This window comes from Peribacillus sp. Aquil_B1 (genome assembly GCF_022603275.1).
Taxonomy (GTDB): Bacteria; Bacillota; Bacilli; order Bacillales; family DSM-1321; genus Peribacillus.
Map to the genome: position 1 here is coordinate 215823 of NZ_JAKXEE010000001.1, position 24711 is coordinate 240533.

General features: G+C 37.1%; 16 protein-coding genes and 1 pseudogene. 12 read left to right on the top strand and 5 right to left on the bottom strand.

The window, feature by feature from the left end:
• Window positions 1-226 precede the first annotated feature (226 nt).
• A complete protein-coding gene (locus MPH60_RS01115; RefSeq protein ID WP_241589282.1) occupies window positions 227-1021 on the bottom strand; it encodes an alpha/beta hydrolase in 795 nt (264 codons plus the stop codon).
• A 541-nt stretch (window positions 1022-1562) separates the two neighbouring features.
• Here MPH60_RS01115 and MPH60_RS01120 point away from each other — a divergent pair.
• Genes MPH60_RS01120 through MPH60_RS01130 form a run of 3 tightly spaced genes read left to right on the top strand, consistent with a single transcriptional unit; the run spans window position 1563 to window position 3813 of the window.
• Window positions 1563-2312, top strand: coding sequence for a methionine ABC transporter ATP-binding protein (locus MPH60_RS01120; protein WP_241589281.1), 750 nt, complete (start codon window positions 1563-1565; stop codon window positions 2310-2312).
• The gene (locus MPH60_RS01125; RefSeq protein WP_101223248.1) at window positions 2305-2967 is read left to right on the top strand and encodes a methionine ABC transporter permease; all 663 of its coding nucleotides are present in this window, start codon (window positions 2305-2307) and stop codon (window positions 2965-2967) included. The genes MPH60_RS01120 and MPH60_RS01125 overlap by 8 nt, the downstream gene beginning before the upstream one ends.
• 18 nt (window positions 2968-2985) lie before the next feature.
• Window positions 2986-3813 carry a MetQ/NlpA family ABC transporter substrate-binding protein gene (locus MPH60_RS01130; RefSeq protein WP_241589280.1) on the top strand — a complete coding sequence of 276 codons (828 nt, stop codon included), beginning with the start codon at window positions 2986-2988 and terminating at the stop codon, window positions 3811-3813.
• Window positions 3814-3946: 133 nt separating this feature from the next.
• Here the strand turns inward: MPH60_RS01130 and MPH60_RS01135 are convergent, their stop codons facing one another.
• The 3 genes from MPH60_RS01135 to MPH60_RS01145 all read right to left on the bottom strand — a co-directional run bounded on the left by MPH60_RS01135 (window position 3947) and on the right by MPH60_RS01145 (window position 8284).
• Entirely contained in the window at window positions 3947-5170 is a 1224-nt protein-coding gene (locus tag MPH60_RS01135; RefSeq protein ID WP_241589279.1) for a M20 metallopeptidase family protein, read from the bottom strand.
• 159 nt (window positions 5171-5329) lie between these two features.
• Window positions 5330-6595 (bottom strand): MFS transporter, encoded by a 1266-nt coding sequence (locus MPH60_RS01140; protein WP_241589278.1) that lies wholly within the window; start codon window positions 6593-6595, stop codon window positions 5330-5332.
• 480 nt (window positions 6596-7075) lie between these two features.
• Window positions 7076-8284 carry a M20 metallopeptidase family protein gene (locus MPH60_RS01145; RefSeq protein ID WP_241589277.1) on the bottom strand — a complete coding sequence of 403 codons (1209 nt, stop codon included), beginning with the start codon at window positions 8282-8284 and terminating at the stop codon, window positions 7076-7078.
• Window positions 8285-8494: 210 nt separating this feature from the next.
• Between MPH60_RS01145 and MPH60_RS01150 the strand changes: the two genes are divergently transcribed.
• The 8 genes from MPH60_RS01150 to dcm all read left to right on the top strand — a co-directional run bounded on the left by MPH60_RS01150 (window position 8495) and on the right by dcm (window position 23014).
• Window positions 8495-10225 carry a T7SS effector LXG polymorphic toxin gene (locus MPH60_RS01150; RefSeq protein ID WP_241589276.1) on the top strand — a complete coding sequence of 577 codons (1731 nt, stop codon included), beginning with the start codon at window positions 8495-8497 and terminating at the stop codon, window positions 10223-10225.
• Window positions 10226-10227: 2 nt separating this feature from the next.
• A complete protein-coding gene (locus MPH60_RS01155) occupies window positions 10228-10572 on the top strand; it encodes a tRNA-Val4 (RefSeq protein WP_241589275.1) in 345 nt (114 codons plus the stop codon).
• Window positions 10573-10981: 409 nt separating this feature from the next.
• Window positions 10982-11437, top strand: coding sequence for an SMI1/KNR4 family protein (locus MPH60_RS01160; protein WP_241589274.1), 456 nt, complete (start codon window positions 10982-10984; stop codon window positions 11435-11437).
• A gap of 152 nt (window positions 11438-11589) precedes the next feature.
• Window positions 11590-12237, top strand: coding sequence for a BglII/BstYI family type II restriction endonuclease (locus MPH60_RS01165; RefSeq protein WP_241589273.1), 648 nt, complete (start codon window positions 11590-11592; stop codon window positions 12235-12237).
• Between the two features lie 358 nt (window positions 12238-12595).
• Window positions 12596-14929: a DNA phosphorothioation-dependent restriction protein DptF gene (gene dptF, locus MPH60_RS01170; protein ID WP_241589272.1), complete on the top strand. Its 2334-nt coding sequence runs from the start codon at window positions 12596-12598 to the stop codon at window positions 14927-14929.
• A 3-nt stretch (window positions 14930-14932) separates the two neighbouring features.
• Window positions 14933-16318, top strand: coding sequence for a DNA phosphorothioation-dependent restriction protein DptG (gene dptG / locus MPH60_RS01175; protein WP_241589271.1), 1386 nt, complete (start codon window positions 14933-14935; stop codon window positions 16316-16318).
• Window positions 16299-21455, top strand: a complete 5157-nt coding sequence (gene dptH, locus MPH60_RS01180; protein WP_241589270.1) for a DNA phosphorothioation-dependent restriction protein DptH — start codon at window positions 16299-16301, stop codon at window positions 21453-21455. The genes dptG and dptH overlap by 20 nt, the downstream gene beginning before the upstream one ends.
• A 305-nt stretch (window positions 21456-21760) precedes the next feature.
• Window positions 21761-23014 carry a DNA (cytosine-5-)-methyltransferase gene (gene dcm, locus MPH60_RS01185; protein ID WP_241589269.1) on the top strand — a complete coding sequence of 418 codons (1254 nt, stop codon included), beginning with the start codon at window positions 21761-21763 and terminating at the stop codon, window positions 23012-23014.
• Between the two features lie 39 nt (window positions 23015-23053).
• On the opposite strand, the gene MPH60_RS01190 is transcribed toward dcm, so the two are convergent.
• Window positions 23054-23494: a very short patch repair endonuclease gene (locus tag MPH60_RS01190; protein WP_241589268.1), complete on the bottom strand. Its 441-nt coding sequence runs from the start codon at window positions 23492-23494 to the stop codon at window positions 23054-23056.
• A 313-nt stretch (window positions 23495-23807) separates the two neighbouring features.
• Between MPH60_RS01190 and MPH60_RS01195 the strand changes: the two are divergent.
• A pseudogene (locus tag MPH60_RS01195) lies at window positions 23808-24443 on the top strand (HI_0552 family protein); the annotation flags it as partial.
• Between the last annotated feature and the right edge of the window lie 268 nt (window positions 24444-24711).

Consider the following 24711-nt stretch of genomic DNA (forward strand, 5'->3'; position numbering starts at 1 on the left):
TTAGTTATCGTTTGTTATTTCTTGCTAAAAAGCTTGTAGCTGAATCATCCACTAGCAGTTGAGCTGTATGTAGCGATGTATGAAAATCATGCTTCTGTAGTCCCGACCATTATAAGCAGGGACTTTCGATTGGCCTATAGATAAAAATCTTTGAAAAAGCAACCCCCAAGACTGGAGGGAAATCACCATTCTTGGGGGCTGTTGTGATGCAATCGATTAAGGGGAATTAACGATCCAGCGTTTCGTTTTTAGTTTCGATGCCAAATAACCAACGAAGGGACTGAATGAAGTAGGTAGTAAAGAATAGGTCATCATGAGTTCCTTCTGGATCTAACTCAAATAATAGATTAGATTCCGAATAGCCTTCCTTGATAAATTCAAGGTGGGCCTTCTTCGTGTAGTTAACCATATGCTTTTGTATCGTTTCTTTATAAATTCCCTCTAATTCCCCGACATATAAATAAAGCTGATGATCTTGACGATTCACAGTTGGTTTGAGATGGATATTTCCTTGCCGTTCGATCTTTTCCCCTTGAAGATAGCGAAGAACATCCTCGTACCAAAAGGAAGCCGATAATGAGATATATTGATGGAATACCTCTGGATAATAATAGGAGGCGAAAATCGAAACAAGTCCTCCAAGTGAGCAGCCGGAAATCGCTGTATGTGAAGGCTCGGGATTCGTAGCATAATGGGCATCTATATATGGCTTTATTTCGGTTACGACAGTATGTAAATAAACCTGCGCTTGTCCTTCAAAGGTGGAAGCATGTGGTGCAAGTGATGGTGCTTCCCACGGCGTATAGTCATTTTTGCGATCAATGGGTTCAATTCCAATAACGATAAGCGGTTCAATTTGCCCTGAAAGAATTAAATGATCGATATAGTTTGCAGCTTGCTTGGCAGTTTCACCACCATCATGCATATAGAGCGTTCGGTATTTCTTGGTTGGATCATAACTTGAAGGTAAGATGACAAATACTTCATAGTTGGCAATTTTCTCATCAAGGTATCGAATCATGTATTTTCCTCCACGTTCTTTAGAATATTCGTATGTTGAAGTTTAAAAAAGGGTCTTTTCGTAAAGGTTGTTGTTTTTAAAACGAAACGATTTAAGGTTGATTGGAGCGCAAGTGCGAGACTCCTGCGGGGGCACCGGCCGCCCCGTGGAAAGCGAGCATCTGGAGGGGAAATCAACACAACGCTTTACTTGGTAAATAGCAACAAAGTATGCGAAAACAGCCTTAGAAAAAAACGGATGATAATGATAACCATTATCATTTAAAATTATAATGCACACTTAGTTATTTTGAAAGGAATAATCCGACTAATAGAGTGAAAACTCCAGTCATAAAGGATGATAATAATGAAATAATCCGTGATTTCTAAGAGTGCCAATAGAAAGAGGGAACTTAATTGGGTTGGAAGTCTTTAACTGTTAATTTGTGTCTTTGCATTAGGTCCTCATTAGTTGATAAAATGATTTATCAGCTGTGTTTCTTTGATGAAACGATAATGAGGAGCGGTATGCTTATCTTTCAACAAACAGAAAGTGGGATTTTATGATTAACCTGCATAAAGTGAGTAAAAAATTTTCACAGTTTCAGGCCATTAAGTCTGTTACTTTAACAATACCTAAAGGTGAAATTCATGGAATAATCGGAGCAAGTGGAGCAGGGAAATCAACGTTGCTGCGGCTAATGAATTTGTTGGAGACCCCAGATGCGGGCGACGTGGAGGTAAATGGCCAAAGGCTGACAACATTGAACAATAAAGCACTTAGAGGGGCACGGAAGTCGATTGGCATGATCTTTCAGCATTTTAATCTCGTGGCAAATAAAACGGTTTATGACAATGTGGCAGCCTCTTTAGAGCTGGCACAGTATCCAAAGAAGGAACGTCGGGGCCGTGTTGTTGAGTGCCTTCAATTTGTCGGATTGGAGGGTGAGATGGAGAGATATCCTGCACAATTAAGCGGGGGACAAAAGCAACGTGTTGCCATTGCAAGGGCATTGGCAAATAACCCGCAAGTGTTATTATGTGATGAACCGACCTCTTCCCTTGATCCAAATACAACGGCTGAAATATTGGACGTGCTGGAGAACATAAACAAACGCTTCGGTGTGACGATTGTCATTGTTAGTCATGAGCTGGATGTCATTAAAAGTATATGCAATCGTGTATCGATCATGGCAGATGGAGAAATTTATGACACGGTCTTAATCGAACCAACCGGGATTCAAAAAAAGGATAATCGTCCAGAATACTTTATCGAACAATTAGCAGAGAATGGTGGGCGAGGTCATGCCTGAGATTTTAGTTCAATATGAGGCAGAAATTTGGCAGTCTATTGGAGAAACCATTACGATGGTTGGTGTGTCCATTTTAGCTGCGATTTTGATTGGGTTGCCTGTCGGGACCTTGCTATTTCTTTGTAGGAAGGGGCATTTGCTTGAAAATCCGTGGGCTTTCTCGATTTTGAATTTATTGGTCAATATTATCCGTTCTTTTCCATTTTTATTATTGGTTGTTTTTTTAATCCCGTTTACAAGACTCATAATCGGCACAGCCATTGGTACAGCAGCTGCTTGCGTTCCATTGGCGATCATTGCCATTGCCCATTATTCGCGGTTGGTCGAGCAATCTTTATTGGATGTGCCAAAGGGTGTGATCGAGGCAGCCATTTCCATGGGGGCTTCCGTTAAGGATGTCATCTTTAAATTTCTTTACGTGGAGGCTCGTTCAGGGCTTGTCCTCGGACTAACAACCTCGATTATCAGCTTTATTTCCTATTCAACGATCATGGGTGTGGTCGGGGGCGGTGGTATCGGCGACTTTGCCATCAGGTATGGCTATCAGCAATTTAAAACAGAACTAATGATTTATATGATTATCATTATGATTATTCTAGTACAGCTTATCCAATTCATTGGAACGGCTGTTGCCAGAATGATTGATAAAAGATAAATAATGGAGGGAAACATCATGAAAAAAATACTCTTTCTTATGACAGCAATCATGTTGCTTTTAGTCGGATGCGGAAAGGCGAATGAAGGTAAAGAGAAAGAAAATGCCCAGAATCAGGAGAAGGAAGAGGTAACATTGAAAGTGGCCTCACTCATTCCCCCAATGACGGAAATTCTTGAGCTTGTTAAACCAAAGCTGGCAGAGGAGGGCATTAACCTGGAAATGGTTGTATTAGGTGATAATGTGCAGCCTAACACCGCACTAGCGGCAAAAGAAGTGGATGTGAACTTCTTCCAACACGTTCCGTATATGGAGGAATTCAATCGAAACAAAAATGCCGAGCTTGTACCAGTGAAACCCATTTATTTTGCCAATTATGGGGTGTATTCCAAAGAATACGATTCAATGGATAAATTGCCAGAGGGTGCCGTTATTGCGATTGCAAATGATGTGTCGAATATCGATCGTTCATTGGCATTGCTGGCACAGCATAAAGTTATTACTTTAAAGGAAAAAAAGGGACCATACTATACAATGTCTGATATTACTGAGAACCCTAAAAACTATCAGTTTAAAGAAGTCGATTTATTAATGCTAGCGAGAACATATGATGAAGCAGATGCGATCGTGATAACACCTGCTTACGCCGCACCGCTTGGTTTGACACCAAAAAATGACGCTCTTCTAACAGAGGGTGTTGAAAATGACTTTGCGATTACATTAGTGGCACGCAAGGATAACGTGGATTCCGAGCCAGTCCAAAAGTTGGCCAAGGCCATGACAAGCCCGGAGGTACGCAAATTTTTAGAAGAGAAATATAGTGAAACCGCCATACCGGCGTTTTAATTTTGACACATAGAAAGTAAGGAATATTTTTATATAAGAAGAAGTGGATAGAGCCTTTCGAAAACAAAGGGACTATCCATTTCTTTTTTTTATTTAGAGTTATCTTACTCCCAGAACCGTATTATTTAAATTCTTATTCATGTTGAGCTTTTAACCATTCCATAGCAACGTTTGCATGTAAAGCAGCACCGTATATAAACATTTCTTCATTTTGGTGCATGCGGGGATTATGAACGGGTGCTGCACCCTCTTTACCTGTACCTAAAACCACAAATGCAGAAGGTACTGCCTGAGAGATATAGGAGAAGTCTTCCGAACCGCCCAGTGGTCCATTATCTCCAATATTGTCTTTACCCATGACTTCTTCTAAAGCAGGCATAATTTCAGCAATGAATTGTGAATCATTGTAAGTGGTTGGTGTATGGAAATCGACTACATTATATTTCCCGCGCCACGCTTTAACAACATGATCAATCATTTCGGGAATTCGATTGCACAAATGATCTCTGGATTTTTGATCAAAGCTGCGCATATTCCCCTGTAATACTGCTTTATCCGGTATGACATTTGTAACCGTGCCGCCAGACATAGCTCCTATAGAGAATGTAACATTCGCTTTGGGATCCACTTCGCGAGTATATAATAAATTTAAACTTGTATATAATTGATTCATGATCATATTGGCATCAATTGTTTTATGAGGTTGTGAGCTATGTCCGCCATCACCTTGAATCTCAATGATATAGGTATCCATAGCTTGTGTTAAAGTTCCTTTGTGAACAGATAATGTGCCTGCTTCCTGGTCAGGCATAATATGAATGCCAAAAGCGGCATCTACCTTAGGGTTTTCAAGGATACCGCCATCAATCATTAACTTGGCTCCATAGCCCCATTCTTCACCCGGCTGAAACATTAGTTTAACCGTTCCTTGTAAATCATCTTCATGGTCCTTCAACATTTGAGCGGCCCCTAAAAGCATGGCTACATGTGAGTCATGACCACAAGCATGCATTTTACCTGAAATTTTGGATTTATAGTCGGATTCATATTCTTCTTCAATTGGAAGTGCATCCATATCTGCACGAAGGAGAATGCAAGGTTCACCTTTGCCAATGCTGGCTACTACACCTGTACAATTTTTATTTTCCCCAAATCCTGCTTTCACATATTTTTGTCTAATATCATCAGGGAAGACACCGCATGGTTCATTTTCAATCCCCATTTCATCCAAACGTTGTCGAATATATTTTTGTGTATTTGGAAGATCGAAGCCCAGCTCCGGATATTGGTGTAAATAACGACGGTCTTTAATGATTTGTTCTTTGTGTTTTTTTGATTCTGCAGAAAAATCAACCATGTTCATTCCTCCTTATTTAGCATATCGTTAGCGTTGTAACCTTTTTATCAAGGCTGAGGATACCCCATCTTAAAGATGGGGCGTGATAATGGATTCTTTTAAATCCGAATGAGATATCTCATAATCAAGATATACTCATGCAATATGGTTCATCGTAAATTAAAATGCCTCTTCTTTTAAACTATCTGAATGTATATCGAATTTTGGTTTTGTTTTAATCGCAACTAAAAATAGCGCAAATTGCACAACAGAAAGCACAATTAAAACATTTAGAAGCAATCCATATGAATGATTAATATTATAAATGGCCCCTGAAATGATAGGGGTGATGGCCGCGCCTAGTGAGATGAATATGGATACAATCCCATATTTGGCACCAAATTCTTTCTCGCCATAAAGTGCTCCTGTAATATAGGCAGGGGTTACAGTAACAGCCGTTGCGCCTAATCCCGAGAATACTCCATATAAAATGGCTGGCAATAACAAGTTTGCGTTCATCAAGAATAAGAAACTCACTAAACTTCCTGCAGATATAATAAGTAAAGTCGTTGTTAATCCTAACCTGTCAAATAATCGCCCTATTAATAGCTTGCCAACTATCACCATTGCTGAACCCAATGATAATAAAAGTGCAGCTGTTTTGGCTGTGGTGCCTATTTCATTTAAATAGGGAGCAAGATTAATAAGCATACTATTTACAACGATGCCACCTATTGTAATGGCTAAACAAAGAGCCCAAAATGATAATGATTTAAATGTTTCTCCCTGGGGTGTACCTGTAAATACGGTTCTTTGTGTACTATTCAAAGACTTTGCTTCACCTAGAGGCAATAGTCCTTTGTCAGCTGGATTCAATCTTATGACAAACACCGCTAATGGAACTAATACAACAAATATTAAAACACCTATCGCGAGATAAGCTGATCTCCATCCGTAGGCTGTAATCAGCCAGTTAACTAAGGGACTGAAAATTATACCGCCGAAACCGCTCCCAGATAAAGCGATCCCTAAACATAATCCGCGTTTTTCATTAAACCAATTCGTGATAAGAACCGATGCAGGAATCGCTGCGCCTCCAATGAGACCTGCACCCATAAGTATGGCAAATAGATAAAAGTGAATGAGCTTAGTTGCAAACGAAAAACCAACAAATGCACTAGCCCCAATTACGATAAATATAGTTAAATATAATCTTATATCCATCTTTTTCATTAGTTTTCCTGCTATTGGGCCTACAGCCATTCCTGCTAAAGCCATTATCGTATAATAAACCATAAACTGAGGTATACCAAATCCAAGTTCTTTCGTAACAGGCAGAGTAAATAGGGAAACCAAGTTTGCTATCGGCGCATAGATTAACGTCATAATCATGAAGGTAGCCGCCACTATCCACCAACCATAAAAAATCTTTCCTTTTTTATTCATATAACACATCCTTTTTTACAAATTAGTCCATAACATAGTGTTCAGAGCTACAACTTAACTGCGAAAGGTAAGATTAAATCACTCCTTTTCTAAAGGCTCGAATCCACACAAACTATTGAAAGCGATTTCCTATGTTTGCAAAATAATTTGGAGATTAAAAATATATTATGCAAATTTAATGCCAGCTTAATAAATTACTTTTAGTTTTAGTGAGAATTTTTGAATTATCTTTCAATATGGTGATGAAATCCTATCATTCTTAATTTTTATCAATTAAATTTTATCCACATCAAAATGATAGGTAATAAAACTGACGACCCCCGAAGCAGGATTGGTTTCCGAAAGTAAAATAATTTTTACTAATTGAGTAAAAATTATTTTACTTTAAATCCATGAATGGTTAAGATTCACCGCAAAATAAAAAAGGGAGAATCATGATGATTCTCCCTAACCCGTTTACCCTATTGTCATCCATTATCGTTACAGTTCTGCAAGTCCTTTGAATAGCTCAACTCCAGCTTCAATGAGTTCATCGCGGAAGTCATACTCAAATGTATGAACTTGGGGATAATCCTCTCCATTTCCGATGAAGCAATAGGCTCCTTTTGTTAACTTCGTATAGTGGCCGAAGTCCTCAGAGCCGCGGAAAGCTTCTTTCATTTCAAGCAGCTGCATTCCCTTTTCTTTTGCAACCTGACGAATCTTGTCAGAGCTCTCACTGTGGTTTACGGTTCCTGGGAATTCATCGTTGTAAAAGAAGCGTACCTTCAAACCAAATTCCTCTGCTTGAGCCTTAGCAAGATCTTCAAGATTACTCTGAAGCCTATCCAATTCATCTTCGTACAAAGCACGGATGGTTAAAAGCAAGTCTCCTTTACTCGCAGATAAGCCGAAGGCTCTTTCTCCAATCGCTACCTGAACAACCGTGCAAAGGATTAAACCCCTGTTTTTATCCGGAGAGATGAACTCAGGAATGGCATCGATGATCTTCGCTATTGCAAAGGCAGGATTTGCCCCGTCCTCGGGTTGACTGGCATGAGCAGGAGCACCTTCCATGTGAATGGTCATACCTTTAGATGCACAGTTAGATGTTCCGTCGATGACATTGACAGACTTGAAGGGGAAACCGCTTATGTTATGGTATCCAAAAATTTCGTCGATGTTATTTTCCTTGATTAGGTCGACACATTGAAGGGCACCATCCCCCGTTTCCTCAGCTGGCTGAAATAGAAAAAAGATATTTTTATCGGCACCCTTTTGATCTATCTCTAACGCAAAACCGGCAAGAGTTGCAGCGTGACCATCATGTCCGCATTTATGTGCTTTTCCAGGGAATCGAGAACCGTGTGGGAGGTCGATGCCTTCATCCATAGGAAGAGCATCATAATCCGCACGGAACGCTAAGTTCTTTTTACCGTCCCCTGCATGATAAACCGCATAGAACCAAGTACCCTTATCAACGATATCTAACTTTGTATGATCTTTCAAAAAGCCGATTAAATGCTGTTTTGTCCAAACCTCCTCATTTGAAAGCTCTGGATGCTGATGCAATTCATGACGCAACCGTGTAGCTAACGCAAGATTTTTCTTTTCCATTATATCCCCGTCTTTCTTATATGTTTTTTTAAGAATTAGATTCTTACCGACATTTTCTGATGCAAGTATTGTGCCAAATAATAAATGACCCAATCGATCAACCCTTACGACATTTGATATTAAAAAGAAACGCACCAAATAACTTGAAATTTAAAAACGATTTAGTGAAATCCCCTTCATTTCTTGAATATATATAGAAACTCTTCTAAAATATATGTAGTCCATAATTTTACAGTCAATAAAAATATTACATAAGTAATCTCTAAGTTTTTATAAGAAAAGAAGTTGAAAGGACTTTTAATCATGTCGATGATTTACGAATCTCAAACACTAGTTTCTGCCATGCAAACGCGTGTTGGGCAATATAAGGACTTGAAAGAACAGCTCACGGAATTAAAAAAAGGATTTGAGAGTATCGTTCATTTGGATGATGAGCTGCAAGGTCAAGGCGCAGAGGCAATCAAAGGGTTTTACAAAGCACAGATCGATGTCGTGGATTCTTGGCTGCGCCTGATCAATCGGCATGTTGCCTTTTTAAGTGGAATTCAAGGAGATACCATCGAAGCTAATCTGAGTGAAACGGTGGTTACGGTCCCTTTTTTAGAGGAAGAGCTGACAACTGCCAATCGGAATTCCAAGGAAATGGTCACAGCCCAAAAAGGTGATCTGAAAAAAATATTGGCTGGAATTGATGATATCATTCAGTTAGAGCCCTTTTCCGATGATGCGTTCTATGAGAATATCGAGAAAGCTGAAAAGAAAAGAACCGAAACGATCGACAAAGTAAACGAAATCGATCATAAGTGGACGGCTGAATATGCCAAATCCGAAGCGGACCAAGCAGCAGTGACGGCACTCATGGAGCAATTGAAAATATCCAGTACAAGGGGAGGAGTAGTATCCCCGCTCTATTTTAATGCAGCAGCCTATAAAAATAGTGAAGCCTATAAAAACCTGGAAGTTAGGAAAAAAGAGACCGCGCAATATCTCAAGGTTAAGAAAGAGGAAGCGGAGAATCGCCAGATCAAAGACTTGAAGGCACAACTCGATCATGTAACAGATCCAGATGAGTTCCTCAAAATCGCCAAGCAGATCGGGTACGAAAACTTAGCGCCCACCCAACAGCAATATGTCATGCAGCTAGAAGCATCCAAGCAAACCGCAGACATTGCAAAAGGAATCGGCGTAGGCCTGTATGATGTAGGTAAAGACTTCGTGACAGGAGTTTGGGACTTCGTCACAGACCCTGGGGAAACAGTTGAAGATGTAGCAAATTCAATCATGCATCCGATTCAAACCTATAAATATATATCCAAGTCCATCTCCGACTCTTATGAAAGAGATATGGTAAATGGCGATGCCTATTCGCGGTCTCATTGGGTAACTTATGCCCTCGGAACAGTCGTCACATCAGTAGTGGGAACAAAAGGCGCAGGAGCTGTAACGAAGACTGGGGTAGCAACAACAAAAGCCGCTGCAGTTAAAGGCGTTACGAAGGCAAAAGAATTCTCTATCCCTAACCTATTGCCATACAATCCTAAAAACCAACTGTTGTTGGCAGGGGGAGTACCTTATAATGTGGTTAATGGTGTTGGGTTGAAGGATCAGTTAATTACGATGGCGAAAGTGGAGTCTCAAGTCAATGGAGATGGTGGGAAAAAGTTTACTATAGATACTATGAGGCATGTTTATCATGGAGAGATTAATCGACGTGGAAAAGCTGTTGGTTATCATCACGAGAGTATGATGGGTGGTAAAATAGTTCCAGGTACAGAAACAATGCCTGATAGAAATGGAGTGTATAGAGCTACGGTCGAAGTTAATGGAGTTAGAAAAAATGTAGATTCAAGCTTTTTTCCAAAAGATTGGGACCGTGTTCAGGTATTAAAATCTATTGAAGAGGCTTTTGTTAATAAAAGGCAAATAGGTAGAAATAAATATTCATCCTTAACTTCTTCAGGAATTACAATAGAAATGTATTTAAAACCAGACGGTTCAATTGCAACTGCCTATCCAATTTATGAAGGAGTTTGATTATGAAATATTCATACGAATTTTATAGAGATCATTTAGAAATGCTTAGAATAAAATTACCAGGTGAGATAGAATTATTCGCTGATTTTATTGAAGACATTTCTACTGAGCAAAAAGCAGAAGAGTATATTACAAAGGTTGAAAATGTTTTAAATGGTTTATATCAGGATTTTGAGATTCATCTCAACGCAACAAGTGTGCTTATAAAAAAAGATATGACAGTCCTTGAACATCTTTTTAAATATGAAGAGCCTTATGAAAATGAAATGGAGACTGAAGAATTTAAGGAACTCATGATAGTATGGAAAAGTAAAATTCCAAAAAGATTCAAGAAAAATGAGAATTGAATTTATGCATATAATTTGATTGTTTGTTGAAATGAAAAAAATAATTAACCACTAACTGACCACATTAAAGATTTTTAAAGAAGAAAAAACCTAAAAGTAATTCTATAAAGGTTATGTGAAGCCATTAAATAAGCATTAAGTGTTTTAGTGAATATGATCGAAGAACCTTTCGCACACAAATTCACCCATGGGAACGCGAACGTTATATGTCAATATGTTAATCTTTCAAACCCTTGGTACCTTTGGTGTCAGGGGTAATTTCGGGCCTTCTTTCATAAAATTCAAAGAAGTCATCAATGCCAGATAAATGCCCAATAAATTAGCGGAAAAAATTAATAGATTATGTCCTTGTTGTATTCTTCAAACTTGTTCGTGCAAATACGAAATTCAAGATTAGTAGGTGATTTTGGTGAAATATTCAGCTTTACAGGAATTCATTAAGCAGTATGGCGAAGATGATGATTTTACAGGTGGAGTAAGTGAAGACAAAGTAAAAGAAACTGAACAAAAATTACAGGTCTCATTACCGGAAAGTTACAAGTGGTTTTTAAGAAATTATGGATACGGTGGACTTTTTGGAGTAAGAATAATTGGATATGGTTTTACGGGTCCAGCAGTAGTAGATGCTACCAAAGGTCATCAAGAGTATTATGATTTATTAGATGGACTTGTGGTTATAGAAGATATTGATGAATTTGCCTATTGCCTCGATACTAATAAAATGAAGAATGGTGAATGCCCAGTTATTATGTGGGATAATCAAGAAGGCTATGGTCGAAAGGTAGCTGATAATTTCCTGGATTATTTGATCGAAAGCCTTGAAGAGGCAAAAGAAAACTGGGATGAAGATGAAGAAGATTGGTAAAAGCTGAGGGTAATAGTTATTTATCATGCTTGGAAAGTAAGAAATGTTTTTATATAAGAAGAAATAGATAAATAACTGGTAAAAGGTTAATCATCAAATATTTTTTTGAGTGTAAAATAAACTATGACAAATTGTAAAAATAGGAGAAGAAAATGAAACTGAAAATTCATTCCCATAATTTCGCTGAGAATATTCTATCTCAAAAGCCATTTAAACAATCATATGATGAGCTAATGAATATTTGCGAACAAGCACCAATTCCCATATATAAAAATAAATCCACGAATCAAAAGAAACTGGACGTAATTCAACAAATTATAGATTCCTATTTAAATCTAAGACTAAAATCCGATGGCTGGAACCCTGATGAGCATTTTCCTGTAAATGATAAGGAATATTTAACGATTGACTATAAAAAGAATGTTTCAACCGAGGCCCAAGACTACAATATTCATCTTGAAGTTGAATTTGGAAACGTGGCAAGTACCTATCGGAACTATTTTAAACTCCAATTTTTAAATTATAAAAAAAGTAATAATATTGGTGTGCTAATATTACCAACAGAAAGTTTATCAAAGCGCATAGACAGTGGAATAGCAACTTACGAAAAAACTGTGGGTGAACTGGAATCGGCTAACGGTATATTTAATTTCCCGATTTTAGTGATAGGGCTAGACTATAATGAAGAAGATGAACTACCATTGAATACAGGTGAACTCACATTGAAAGAACTCCAAAGCAAATCCAATATTAAGCATGAAATGTTTGTTAGGGATTTTATAAAGAACATTAAAGCATGAATGATTAATGGATGCAAAATAAATAGTGGGAAATGCAGCTGACCTTTGGTTGGTTGCTTTTTTTTCTAATCATAAATTGGCTTATACATTAATGGACGTAACCATTAATATGATAAGTGGTAAGTAGAATAGTTGTGACATATTAGAATTATTTTTACAACAAAACTTTAACTATGGAAAACAAATGGGTTATTACTCTAGGACCATTGTAAACCGTTTGCTATAATTAAACATGAAACTATAAGTATATAGTTTCATGTTTAATTATAGCAAGGTAGAAAATGATCAGTGTTCATTTTTTTGAATATATATTTTTATAGGCTTTTAAAAATCTAGACATACTGAGGTGTTTTAGTAATTGCAGAATAATAATTTTGGGTTTTTAGAGGGGAAGTTTCCGAAATTGGCGGAAATTGGTCGGCAGATTGAAGATGTCTTTTATAATGATCCGCAAACGGTTTTAATAAAAGGAAGAATATTTTCTGAAGAGCTATTGAAGGAAATTGCTAAGCAACATGAAGAGCTTGAAAATATAAGCTACTTAAAATTAGTGGAACGGATTCAGCTCCTGGAAAAAGAGGAGATTTTAACAAAGGATATTGCAAGATCTTTCGATACAATCCGTTATTTAGGGAATAAAGGATCACATGAGTTCATTGATAATGATTTGGAAAACGCCTTCAAGATGCATAAACGGTTGTTTGAAGTATCAGTTTGGTTCATGGAACTATATGGTGATTATTCATTTGTTGCACAAAAATATAAATATCCCCAACCGAAAAGTGAATTAAATATTTTTAGCGAACTTGAGGAAAAGACCTCAAGCCTCGAGAAAAAATTGGAGTTGATATTGACAGCATCCAAAGCGGCTGCTGCGACAGTTGAAACCGAGAGTGAAGTTCCTGTAAATCCGGAAATATCGTCACAGCCTAATCTTGTCTATGAAAAAGGAATTAGTGAACATTCTGAATTCACTCTTAAAGAAGGGGAAAGTTATTTACTTAAAGAGCTATCGAAACTAAAGGAATCTTCGCAAGAGGCCATCGAGAATTCAAATCAATTTAGTGGTTTTAAAGAATATTTACATGTGAAAAGGTCGATTCAAGATGATTTGGAACAGGCATTGAATAGGTCGGTAAGTAGGAATCAGGCACAGTTGATTTTCTTGTGTGGAAGTGTTGGTGATGGAAAATCCCATTTGCTTGCATATTTGAAAAATAAATATCCTGAGTTGGTAAATCAGTTCATGATTCATAACGATGCCACCGAGAGTTTTGATCCGCAAAAGAGTTCTTTGGATACATTGGCTGAAATTTTGAAGCCTTTCAGTGATGAAAAAATTAAAGGTGCTCAAGATAAGTTGATTTTGGCCATTAATCTGGGAGTCTTGAATAACTTCATGGAATCGACTTATGCGGTGGAAAACTTCAAAATATTATCTGAATTCATTAAAGCGGCCAATGTATTTGAAACTTCAACCATTACGGAAAACAAAGAGAATGACAATTTTCATTTAATCAGTTTTAGTGATTATCAACCCTTTGAATTAACGGCAAGTGGATCTGTTTCAGAATATTATTCGACCCTATTAGAGCGTTTAGTGAACAATACGGGGGAAAATCCTTTCTTCCGCGCATACTTAAGGGATAAGGATAGAATCAAAGGTTTCTTTATCACAAACTATGAATTACTGATGTTGCCGGAAATCAGGAAAGGAATAGTGGATTTGCTGATTCAGGCTATCATCAAGCATAAAATGATCATTTCAACGCGATCTTTACTCAATTTCATTTATGATATCATGGTGCCGACTAATCAAGAAGTGGATTATATCAATTCTGATGCTGTTCAAAAGACGGAAGGTTTACTTCCTTACCTTCTTTTCGAAGGAAGGGATCGCTCCCATTTGTTGTCAGTGATTTCAGCATTGGACCCAATTCATAAGCGTACGGATGTAGTTGATCAAATACTGATTGAATTGAATAATTCATTGGATATCAAGGATACATTTCAAAAGTATATCGACCTAACTTCCATTGGAGATTGGGCAAAGGAAATAGAGGGTATTGGAGCATTCCATGATTTAACGGAAGCCTCTCGTCATCTGTATAATAAGGCGTTAATCCGCTTGGCCTATTTTTTAGCCAATGAAGTGAAGGAAGTCTTTGGGGATAGCGACTACAAGGAATATCTTTCATATTTATATCATTTTAATATTGGAAGCAGAAATGGACTTAAAAGAATGAATTCTTTATTAAAAGAATCCATTTTCCTTTGGAATGGCAGTCCAAAGAATGATTATGTTTATATTGATAAATCGAATGAAAACATTCAAGTGGCACAATCATTAATGATCAAACCTTATTTCGGACACTTGGAAAGTGGTGGCGATGGTGTATTAAATAGGTTTCATTTGACGATTCGTTTAGCTTTTGGTGATGAATCAAGGAGAAATCCTTTCTATATGGATATCGATTATCCTTTATATGAAATGCTGGTTAAGTTGTCTAAAGGATATCGTCCCAATAAGAAGGATAAAGAAGATTGCATTCAATTTGTTGAATTTATAGATAAAATCATGCAGCACGGAAACAGGGAAAAGGAGTTATTATTCGTAAATCTTCAATCCAATAAAGCGTTTAAATTGATTTATGATGATGACTACGAAGAATTTACGTTCAGAAGGGATTAAGTGATGGTTGAGCAGAAAAATTTACAAGAATTAAGAGATTCCTTATCTATCAAGCCTGATAATGCAGGACTTAAACATACAATCAATCGTAAGGGCACCTTTTTACCATTTACCACGAGGGGTACGGAGCGACCAAAATTCCGTAAGGGATTTGAAGGCGTTTTAGGTGAGTTTACCCGTAATATTTCATCAAATCATTTGAAGGAAAAGTTGAATCTTGAGGATTTAATTATAAATATCAGCAAGGTAGTCGATGTTTCAGAAGAAGATAAACCATTCTTTGAACAAATACTTCGCCTATTTTTACAGGATAAAAAGGGGAATATAAAAGTGTTCCATCCACACGTTTTTCAATACTTGCCCTTTAATGAAGGGGCGGAAATGAAAGGGGAACAAGAGATAGCGAAATTTTTGTCCGATGTCCTGATTGAAGCGGATAAGGAATTCGGGAAAATGTTTGAAAAGAATTCATCCGATGATTTAGTGGCGAAGTTAGTATTGCATCAACTTGCCGGGGTGGAGAAAACTGATGCAAAAATTAAGTATTCAAGCAAACTTCCATACATTTCGAAGATGTTTAAAGAGGATTTCTTGTTTTTGGCGCAACATGAGGATTACTTTAAAAGTCATTATGAAATATTCTTAAGCTATTATTACTTTTTGTATATTACCCAATTGACATTAAAGATTTCTCAAAAAGGAAAAGGGAAACTCGATTCAAACAATGAAGTTTTTTACACTTTGGATTGGGAAGCAACGAGTAAAAATCGTAAAAGCTATGGTTATGGTTACCAGATGATCAAGGAAGCCGCACGTACTCTATTAATTGATATCAATAGTTTAGAACATTTGAACTTCCTGATGGGCACGGATGATTCCCAGAGTTATTCTGAACTGCAGCTGACATATGAACAGTTGCCTTCGGAAGAAAAAGAGGTGCTATTGGACCTGCTTAGTCAATGGATAGTGGAGTATCGTTTTCATTTATCTCTACCCGCTCATACCTTACCTGAGAATTTAACATATGAAGGTTTGGTTGCAAAGTTATATTCAAGCATTGAAGAAGCATACGAAAAGCCGACGATGCAAGGTCCACGAAATCGGTATAGTTTGTCAATAGAAGAAATCGGAAAAAAGTTCTTCCTGAAAACAAGAGGTTCATTAGGTTACATGTTGAATGTTAGCCAGGATTTATTATTGTTGTTAACTGCACTTAGTTTAAAAAAAGAACGAAAGTCATTAAAGCAGGTTTTTCTTGATTTGGAACTCCGAGGCATATATTTAGATAGATATTCCAGGGAAGAAATCGTTAAATTATATGATAAATTGAATTTGTTAGACAAAAAGAGTGATAGTGGGGATGCCCAATATGTTAAACCAATTTTATAAATACTTATCAGAGAAATTAATAAATTACTTTAATCAAGTCACATTGAAAGGTGGAGAACGCTTTTATCTGCAATTTGATAATGAGGAACAAGTTAATGCGTTTTACGAATTCTTGGAATCTAATGAAACATCAAGTATTTTTAGATATCAGCATCATCAAGGCTCACCGTATACAACTTTTTCGCTTCAATCTGGAAGAGTGAAAATCGTCGTTGCGGCAACTTCCGAAAATGTTACTCCCGATTTCTTGGTAACACTTCGTAATCAAGTGGGGGAACAGAAGGGAATTTGGTCAGGGACAGCATTACTGAGCATTTGTCATGAAACACTGGACAGTATAAGGGGTGGAAGTAGTGACTTACAAAAAGAAGGTATGCCTTTCAATGTAAAGTCAATATTAAGAACTTTGAAAGAAGAGATTGATAAGAATAAGTCCCTAGCATCCGATCAAAAAGAATTATTGAAATTTCACCTTAACAAAAAATTGGAAGAATCCTTTATTCAATCATCATTATGGGATTATGAAGAGATACTAGGTTTCCTATCACAAGGACAGATAAAAAAAGAAGACTATTCCCATTTAGGACTTTTTTATGACGGGAAATTGGACCAGTATCCCCAAAGCCAAATGAAAAAAAGATTGGAAGAAAACTATTCTTTATTCGAAAAAGTGCAGCATATACATGAATATGAAAACCTTCAAAATCAATTGGAAAAAATATTTGACGATAAAGGTGTCCAAGCCTTGCGTAAGGAAAGTTGGAATGAACTGGACTATGGATTTGTGAAGGAATCATCCGATAATGCAGTAACTGGATGGACACTTGGTTATATTGAAAATCCAAAAAAGAAATCCAGTGAAGGGTTATTCTATTGGGAAAAGCCTCATAAAGATACCAAAGTTGGCCAAAGAAAGCGGCATTTAATTGTTTTCAATACAACAAAAGAAAGCCAAGTAAATCTTAGCTTTGAATTTGATGAGTGGCTAAAGAAGGAATTCATTCATAAGAAATCCGAAAACTTGTGTAGCGTATCAGGAAAAAAGCTAGTTTTGTCCCTATCTCATGAACCTAATAGCACCACTTTCCACCAAGTCGTCTATACACATAACAATCAATCGCAATCAAAGTATGATTTCAATGTTGCCATTGTTGAATGCGACCAGGATTTCTTTGGGGAAATTAAAACGTTATATGAAGTCAATAGTAAAACCAAGAAGATTATTTTAAATAAAAAAGACGAAATGATTACCTTTGGAGATGAAGATTTTGGTAGGGAGGAAATATTCGTTGAAGAAGAAAACCAAGTCATCGTGGTATCGAATCAAGGGATTGAAATTTCAAATGCCTCTTCGGCTTGGAATGATGATAACTTACATTTCCAAATTCAAAAAAATGGTGCCCATATTCCATTCAATATAAAGGAAGAAATCTCTAGGGTAACTCCTATTACAGGAAGCAGAATATGGAAACTTAAAAGGGAGCAATTAGAGGATTTCCATTATAATGATGAAAATAATAAGCTAAAACAAAACACACGTGAGTTTTCGGCACGTGAGGAAATAAAATCATATTTATTGGATGAAAAAGAGTGGGTGAGTAAAGGACTTTTTCATGCGAAGCGAGAGGTAACTGGGCTCGAAGGTTTAAGTCTGGACTTAAATGTGGAAATTGAACAGGCTTATAACGAATTGCTTATGTATTATAAATCGCGAAACTTATTACCTAGTCTTTCTTATATGAACGAAGAGCTTTTCGATTTATCCCTTAAGTACGTAAAATCCTTCATTGAATTGATTTCGGGGATTCAGGAGAATGTAATTTTGGCGGAACGATTCAAGAACTTATTTAAACTCGGAACGATCATAGAGGAAGATAAAATTTCATTTACACCTTTACATCCTTTAAATGTAGCATATCAATTGGAAATCAATAAAAGGTTGAAGAATGAGCCAATAGAATTGCATATCCTGGATAGACTGCATCCCAATAATTTACTTCCATATATTTATGGGGAGGATAAAGAGATCTATCGCCCTATAAATCAAAAAGATGCTCCAGAATGGATGATTTATGAGCCGATGCAAAAAGTGGCAATAGGCGAATCCAATGCCTTTCTAGCTAATGTAGTGGAGGAAAAATTAAATCAATTCGTACAGCACTTCCCTTTTCTATTTTTAAAACAATCAAAATCGCCCATTCAAATAAATGTAATTAACATCAATAATGATCATGAGGTAGTTAGAGGACTCATCAATTTCATCAAAAAGCAAATTGATAAAAAAGGTGCATCTGAAATCGTTCCTATTGAAGTTGCCCTGTATGATGATAAAGCTTCCGTCAGTGCCTTCGAAAAGTTTTCCATGAATGACGATGTGGAAGAATTTGAGGCAACCTTCAATGTATCATTAACTACAAAAAAATTGGATGCAGTCGATGTTTTAAGGTTGATTCGGGAAAACGTGCTCTATTATAAACCATTGAATGTAAATGAATATGGCTATGCCCATATTTCCTTTTATAAAATGATATCGAACGATTCACCAGCTAAAAATAAAATCCAGGATATAGATACGGGCTTGTCATTGAAAGGGCTTCTTTCATCCATATCATTCTTGGAAACGGAGAAGGATTATCGTACTGGTTTTGGATTAAAAAACGCTGAACATCAAACCAATGAACTTATCTCTATTGCCATTTGTTTGAATGAGTTAGCCAGCAACCTGGATAGCGGGGGTACCAACCCTTATCGAAAGGCTGAAACAATCGTTACAAGGACAGCTAATTATGATGAGGATATACTAAATCAATTGTATGATACGTCATATTGGGTGACTTTTATCGAACCTAATGTCGACTTGAACTTTTTCCAAAGTGCATCCCGTAACCTATTGGTCATCCATTATAGTGATCAATATTCGTCCTCCACACAATATGATGCAATCACCGTCACGGATAAATCGGCACAATATAAATTAATAATCGAGCAATATCTAGCTGGTCAGGAAATCAATGCTCAGCCAAGTCAAATTGAAACGGCAATTCGTGGGTTCAATAGCTTAAATGGTGAGTGGCTACTCCGGATAATCGGCAGTAAAGGACACTTTTCACGAGAAAAGTTAAGTATCATTTCAGCGATACGTTATATCCTCAGTACTTTGGATCACGAAAACATTCTTTGGGTGCCTATATCACTGGAGGAAGTATTGCGAATTGCAGGAGCAGTAAGGTTAACGAAAAGTGAAGGTGTATTTTCTGCAAAAAACCTTAATGTCAAAGGCATGCATAGTGATGATTTGCTTTTGATTGGCATTGAAACCAGAGGTGAGGATACCTTTGTGCATTACTATCCAGTAGAAGTGAAAATAGGAATTAATCAAGAATCGACCATAGTTAAAGCAAAAGAGCAAATTAATAAAACTCAACAATTGTTTAAAACGCAATTAGCTAAATATAATGAGGATGACCAAGCATTATTTAAAAATGAGTTCTTTAGGAACTTCTTCATCCAATTATTATTGTCTAATGCTGAGAAATTGATTGATAATGTTATCTGGCCTGAAAAGGATTACTCCCGAATTCATTCATTGAAAGAAAAATTGTTGAATGATGATTATCTATTAAGTAATCATCTCCAACCGTTTATCGGAAAAGGGGCGGTGTTATCCTTTAAAAAGGAGCAAACATGGAGATCGGTTAGAATGGATGATGATATATTGGTCGTCGATTTAACTGAGGATGATGGGTATTCAGGTGTGATTACTGAGATTGAAACCCTTAAAGGGAATATTAGAAGCGCAAAAACAGACATTAAACCAGAAAGTTTACTGTTCCATAAATATCGATTTAAAATAGTGAATCCCACTGATCCACTGTCCGAAGGTGTTACAGGAATAACTGATATAGAACCACCGAAACCAGCACCAAAACCAGAATCAGAATCAGTGTTAGAACCAAAAACAGAACCAGAACCTGTTATCGTAGACTCGAGTATTCCAAATATTCCTGAGTTGAAGGATGTTAGGGTTCTTTTAGGAACTGTGGAAGGATCCGAAAAAAAAGTGTACTGGGAATACGGTCATCGGGAACTAGCAAATCGTCATATTTTGATTTCTGGAAAGTCAGGACAGGGAAAAAGTTATTTCATCCAATGTTTATTATTGGAGTTATCCAGAAGCGGAATTTCCAACATCATTTTTGATTATACGGATGGATTTAAAAATTCTAAACTAGAGCCACAATTCAAAGAGCAATTAAGTGGTAGTTTGGAACAATTCCTGGTTGCAAGGGATAAGTTCCCAATCAACCCTTTCAAGCGTAATCAAAAGGAACTTGATGAGGATGAATACATGGATGAGGATAACACGGACATTGCGGAACGAATTAAAGGTGTATTCTCGTCGGTATACAAAGATTTGGGAATCCAACAGCAAAATGCCATTTATGAAGCTGTACTTCGCGGGTTGGATAAGTATGGGGACAGCATGAATCTAGAACTACTTTTAGTGGAACTTGGGGAGGACAATACAGGTCCAGCCAAAACTGCACGGTCTCAAATCAAGCCACTTATAGATAAAAATCCATTCAAGAGCGATGGCGAATATAATTGGCAAGAAATTTTATCTCAAAAAGGTAAGGTGTTCATAGTTCAGCTAACAGGCTATAATCGGGATGTTCAGATGATGATTACTGAATTCATTTTGTGGGATTTATGGAATTATCAATTAAATCATGGAGATAAGACTAAACCTTTGGCTGTCATTTTAGACGAAGCCCAAAATTTGGATCATCGTGAAAAGTCCCCAAGCGCTAAAATTTTGTCGGAGGGAAGAAAGTTTGGGTGGTCAGGTTGGTATGCCACTCAATCATTCAGAGGTCAGTTTACCATCGATGAAATTTCCAGGTTGCAAGGTTCAAGTCAAAAAGTTTACTTTATGCCACCTGAAAATGAAATCAGTTCAATAGCAGTCAATCTTGCTCAAGATAGTCATGCACGAAAAGAATGGGAACGCAAATTATCCACATTAAAAAAAGGACAATGTGTCGTTTCCGGGCCTATGCTTCAGGACGATGGTACATTGAAACATAGTATGCCGATTGTCATTGATATAAGTTCACTGGATGAAAGATTGGAATGAAATACAGAAGGCTCCTGTTTTCTAGGAGCCTTTTAATATTTTTAACTTGTCTATGTTCCTGATACCATTTGCATGGTACCTTTTCTTAAGTCATGCTGCGGAATTTATATTATTATTTAAAAATGGAATCATTAATTCTTTTACTATTACTTCTTTACACTTTAAAATGATAGAGATAGGATATATAATATTAAACTATTATATTCAGTGGCAAAACGAATTTATATAAAATATACAAGGTAATCCTTGATTCTTTAGGGTATTATCATTCATTATAGGTATAAAAGCCGAAAGGATGTTCGGTCATGATAAATGCAATTGAATTGTTTGCGGGGGTCGGGGGGTTTCGGCTTGGCCTAGAAGCTGCAAAAGGATTTGATGTGGTTTGGGGTAACCAATGGGAACCATCAAAAAAATCACAGGATGCTTTTGAATGTTATGCAAGACAGTTCGATAAAGGAGTTCACTCCAACGAAGATATTACAACAGTGGACGAAATGATGTTTGAAAATAAAGGAATTGAATTAATTGTAGGTGGATTTCCCTGTCAAGATTATTCAGTTGCCAGAGGCCTTTCCGGAGAAAAGGGAATCCAAGGTAAAAAAGGGGTGCTTTTCTGGGAGATAATGAGGCTAGTGGATGGGATCAGGCCAAAGTATATATTATTGGAAAATGTAGACAGGTTATTGAAGTCACCATCGATACAGCGGGGAAGGGACTTTTCCATCATGCTGGCAAGCTTCAGGGATAAGAATTATTCGGTTGAGTGGAGAGTCGTCAATGCCGCAGAGTATGGACAAGCTCAGAAGCGACGCAGGGTCTTCATTTTTGCAATTAGGAATGATACGCCGTATGCCATAAGCAGATCTAACGAAGGAGAAGCCGCCATGCTGCATGAGCGAGGTTTCTTCGCAAATGCATTCCCAGTGAAGTTGGAAATTTCCACAAAGCATAAGCCCGATTGTTTCATGATGGAAGAAGATCTTTTGGAAATATCAGATTCATTCTCGAAGACTTATTTGAATGCAGGGATAATGAGAAATGGCAAGGTTTATACTGAGCAATTGGTACCCATAGAGGAGAAACCACGTATGTTAGGTGAAATCTTACAGTCAGGTGTCGATGAAAAGTATTATTTGAACGAAAGTGCAATCAACAAGTTTAAAGAGTTTAAAGGGCCGAAAAAGATTGAGAGGATTGCGGCGACTGGACATAAATATACCTTCTCCGAAGGTGGGATGGCTTTCCCGGATTCTTTGAATAAGCCTGGTCGTACGATGCTGACAAGTGAAGGTACAGTTAATCGGAGTAGCCATGTGGTGGAAGACCCTGAAACGAAAAGGCTTCGCATCCTGACCCCGGTGGAATGTGAACGATTGAATGGGTTCCCTGATCATTGGACGGAAGGAATGTCCGAACGAATGAGGTACTTCTGTATGGGAAATGCCTTGGTTGTCGGACTGGTAGAAAGAATGGCCAAGCGAATTCTCGAAATCGAGGAAGAAGATGTGGAAGCGATTAAAGTGAATCCACAACAACTACAACTTAGTTTATATTAAATTTAGAATGGTCCCTGGCAAAATTGTCAAGGACCATTTTTATTCATCTACCACATCTTCCTTGGCATTATCAATGAAATTGCTGATTTTTTCGATGGTATTATCAAAATCCTTCCTTACCTCATGCTCCCAGATTCGTAAGATATGCCAATTTTCATCTTTATAATATTGGGTGATTTCTAAATCTCGTTCCTGGTTTCTCTCAAGCTTCTTAACCCAGAAATCGACGTTGCTTTTCGGCATTTTTCCATGAATTGGACAAAAGTGCCAAAAACAAGAATCGATGAATATGACGACCTTATACTTTTTGATGGCGATATCTGGTGTCCCTATCATACCTCTTACATTCCTTCTGAATCTATATCCCCTGTGCCAAAGATCATGTGAAACGAACGTTTCCAGCTTCGAAACCGCTTTTATTGATGACATGATTTTACTCCGGGTTTCTTTTGATTCAGGTAATCTTGCTTTGTTTGCCATTTGAAGATCCCCCTCTCAGCAAAGAAATGTTGTCCTTTACATTATTAGTACCTATCCTTCCAATTTATAAACATTCATATTTGCAATGTTACTATGGGTATAATGAAATAGCATAAAGTTTGTTACTTATATCTTCTGGATATAATTTTTGAAGGGCTGACAAGTAATTTCTGGACATGTACCATGTTATTGAGGGTACCTTAAATAACAGGCCCCATAAGTGTTGTAAGTTATACTTATTTTTAAAAAAAATCGTGCAGCTTAAAAGTTGTTTAACAGAACATAAAATATAGGTGAGAGCAAAGGGGACCTTATGAATATCAACAATAGCATTTTTGAAGTTTTTAATAGGGAAGATTTTATTTATAGGGTAAAGGAAGAAAGTTCTGGAAAAGTAAAAAGGGAATATACATCTGCTTGGAATGAATGGAAAGCGATTGTTGGGAATTCTGTAAATGATTCAGGTTGCCCGAATTTGGTGGTTGAGAATACTGAAAAATGGCAAAACAGTGGAAACCTATCTAAAAGATTCTGGTCTAGGATAAAGGACGAACAACTATTAGAGCATCCATCATGCATTGCAGCCATGATCAGTAAAAGCAACCTAAGAGTTTATCTTGAATGGCATGCCTATAAAAATGGAAACCTAGTTGGACTAAGAAAACAACATAATGATTGGATATTGTCAGTTGAGGAATGGATAAAAGAGAAAGGCATCAATCCTTCAGAGTATAGAGTATGGACAAGTAAGGAGACAGATGAAGGCTATTCAGACTATAAGACTCTTGATGAGTTTATAAATAATAAAATCATAAAAGAGAGTTTATTGGAAGCAATAGCTAGTGGGCAGGACTGGATTCGGGTAGGTAAGGTATTTGATAAGGATAATGTACTAAAGTGTGCGGAGTTCTCTAAGAAAATGGGTAATACAATTAAAGAGTTGGAATGGATTTATAAAAAGGTAACGGGAAAGTCAGAAGAACGTGGCAAAAGGTATTGGCTATTCAATGTTTCTTTTGTAAGCCATTCTGAAGTCTGGAAACAATCAAAAAAGTTAAATGTTGCAGCAATGCAATACGAAAAGGGTAAAGAAGATTCGTCTTCCGTCACTCGAAACTTGAATGTAATAAACCAAATCTCTATAGGAGATTATATTATAGCCTATACTGGCGCTAAAGGATTTTTAGGGTTTGGTAAAGTAAATAAAAAATTTTATG

What these genes read in the sequence shown, in the direction of transcription:
- MPH60_RS01115 (WP_241589282.1), bottom strand. Translation starts at nt 1,021, where the DNA reads ATGATTCGATACCTTGATGAGAAAATTGCCAACTATGAAGTATTTGTC.
- MPH60_RS01120 (WP_241589281.1), top strand. Translation starts at nt 1,563, where the DNA reads ATGATTAACCTGCATAAAGTGAGTAAAAAATTTTCACAGTTTCAGGCC.
- MPH60_RS01125 (WP_101223248.1), top strand. Translation starts at nt 2,305, where the DNA reads ATGCCTGAGATTTTAGTTCAATATGAGGCAGAAATTTGGCAGTCTATT.
- MPH60_RS01130 (WP_241589280.1), top strand. Translation starts at nt 2,986, where the DNA reads ATGAAAAAAATACTCTTTCTTATGACAGCAATCATGTTGCTTTTAGTC.
- MPH60_RS01135 (WP_241589279.1), bottom strand. Translation starts at nt 5,170, where the DNA reads ATGGTTGATTTTTCTGCAGAATCAAAAAAACACAAAGAACAAATCATT.
- MPH60_RS01140 (WP_241589278.1), bottom strand. Translation starts at nt 6,595, where the DNA reads ATGAATAAAAAAGGAAAGATTTTTTATGGTTGGTGGATAGTGGCGGCT.
- MPH60_RS01150 (WP_241589276.1), top strand. Translation starts at nt 8,495, where the DNA reads ATGTCGATGATTTACGAATCTCAAACACTAGTTTCTGCCATGCAAACG.
- MPH60_RS01155 (WP_241589275.1), top strand. Translation starts at nt 10,228, where the DNA reads ATGAAATATTCATACGAATTTTATAGAGATCATTTAGAAATGCTTAGA.
- MPH60_RS01165 (WP_241589273.1), top strand. Translation starts at nt 11,590, where the DNA reads ATGAAACTGAAAATTCATTCCCATAATTTCGCTGAGAATATTCTATCT.
- dptG (WP_241589271.1), top strand. Translation starts at nt 14,933, where the DNA reads ATGGTTGAGCAGAAAAATTTACAAGAATTAAGAGATTCCTTATCTATC.
- dptH (WP_241589270.1), top strand. Translation starts at nt 16,299, where the DNA reads ATGTTAAACCAATTTTATAAATACTTATCAGAGAAATTAATAAATTAC.
- dcm (WP_241589269.1), top strand. Translation starts at nt 21,761, where the DNA reads ATGATAAATGCAATTGAATTGTTTGCGGGGGTCGGGGGGTTTCGGCTT.
- MPH60_RS01190 (WP_241589268.1), bottom strand. Translation starts at nt 23,494, where the DNA reads ATGGCAAACAAAGCAAGATTACCTGAATCAAAAGAAACCCGGAGTAAA.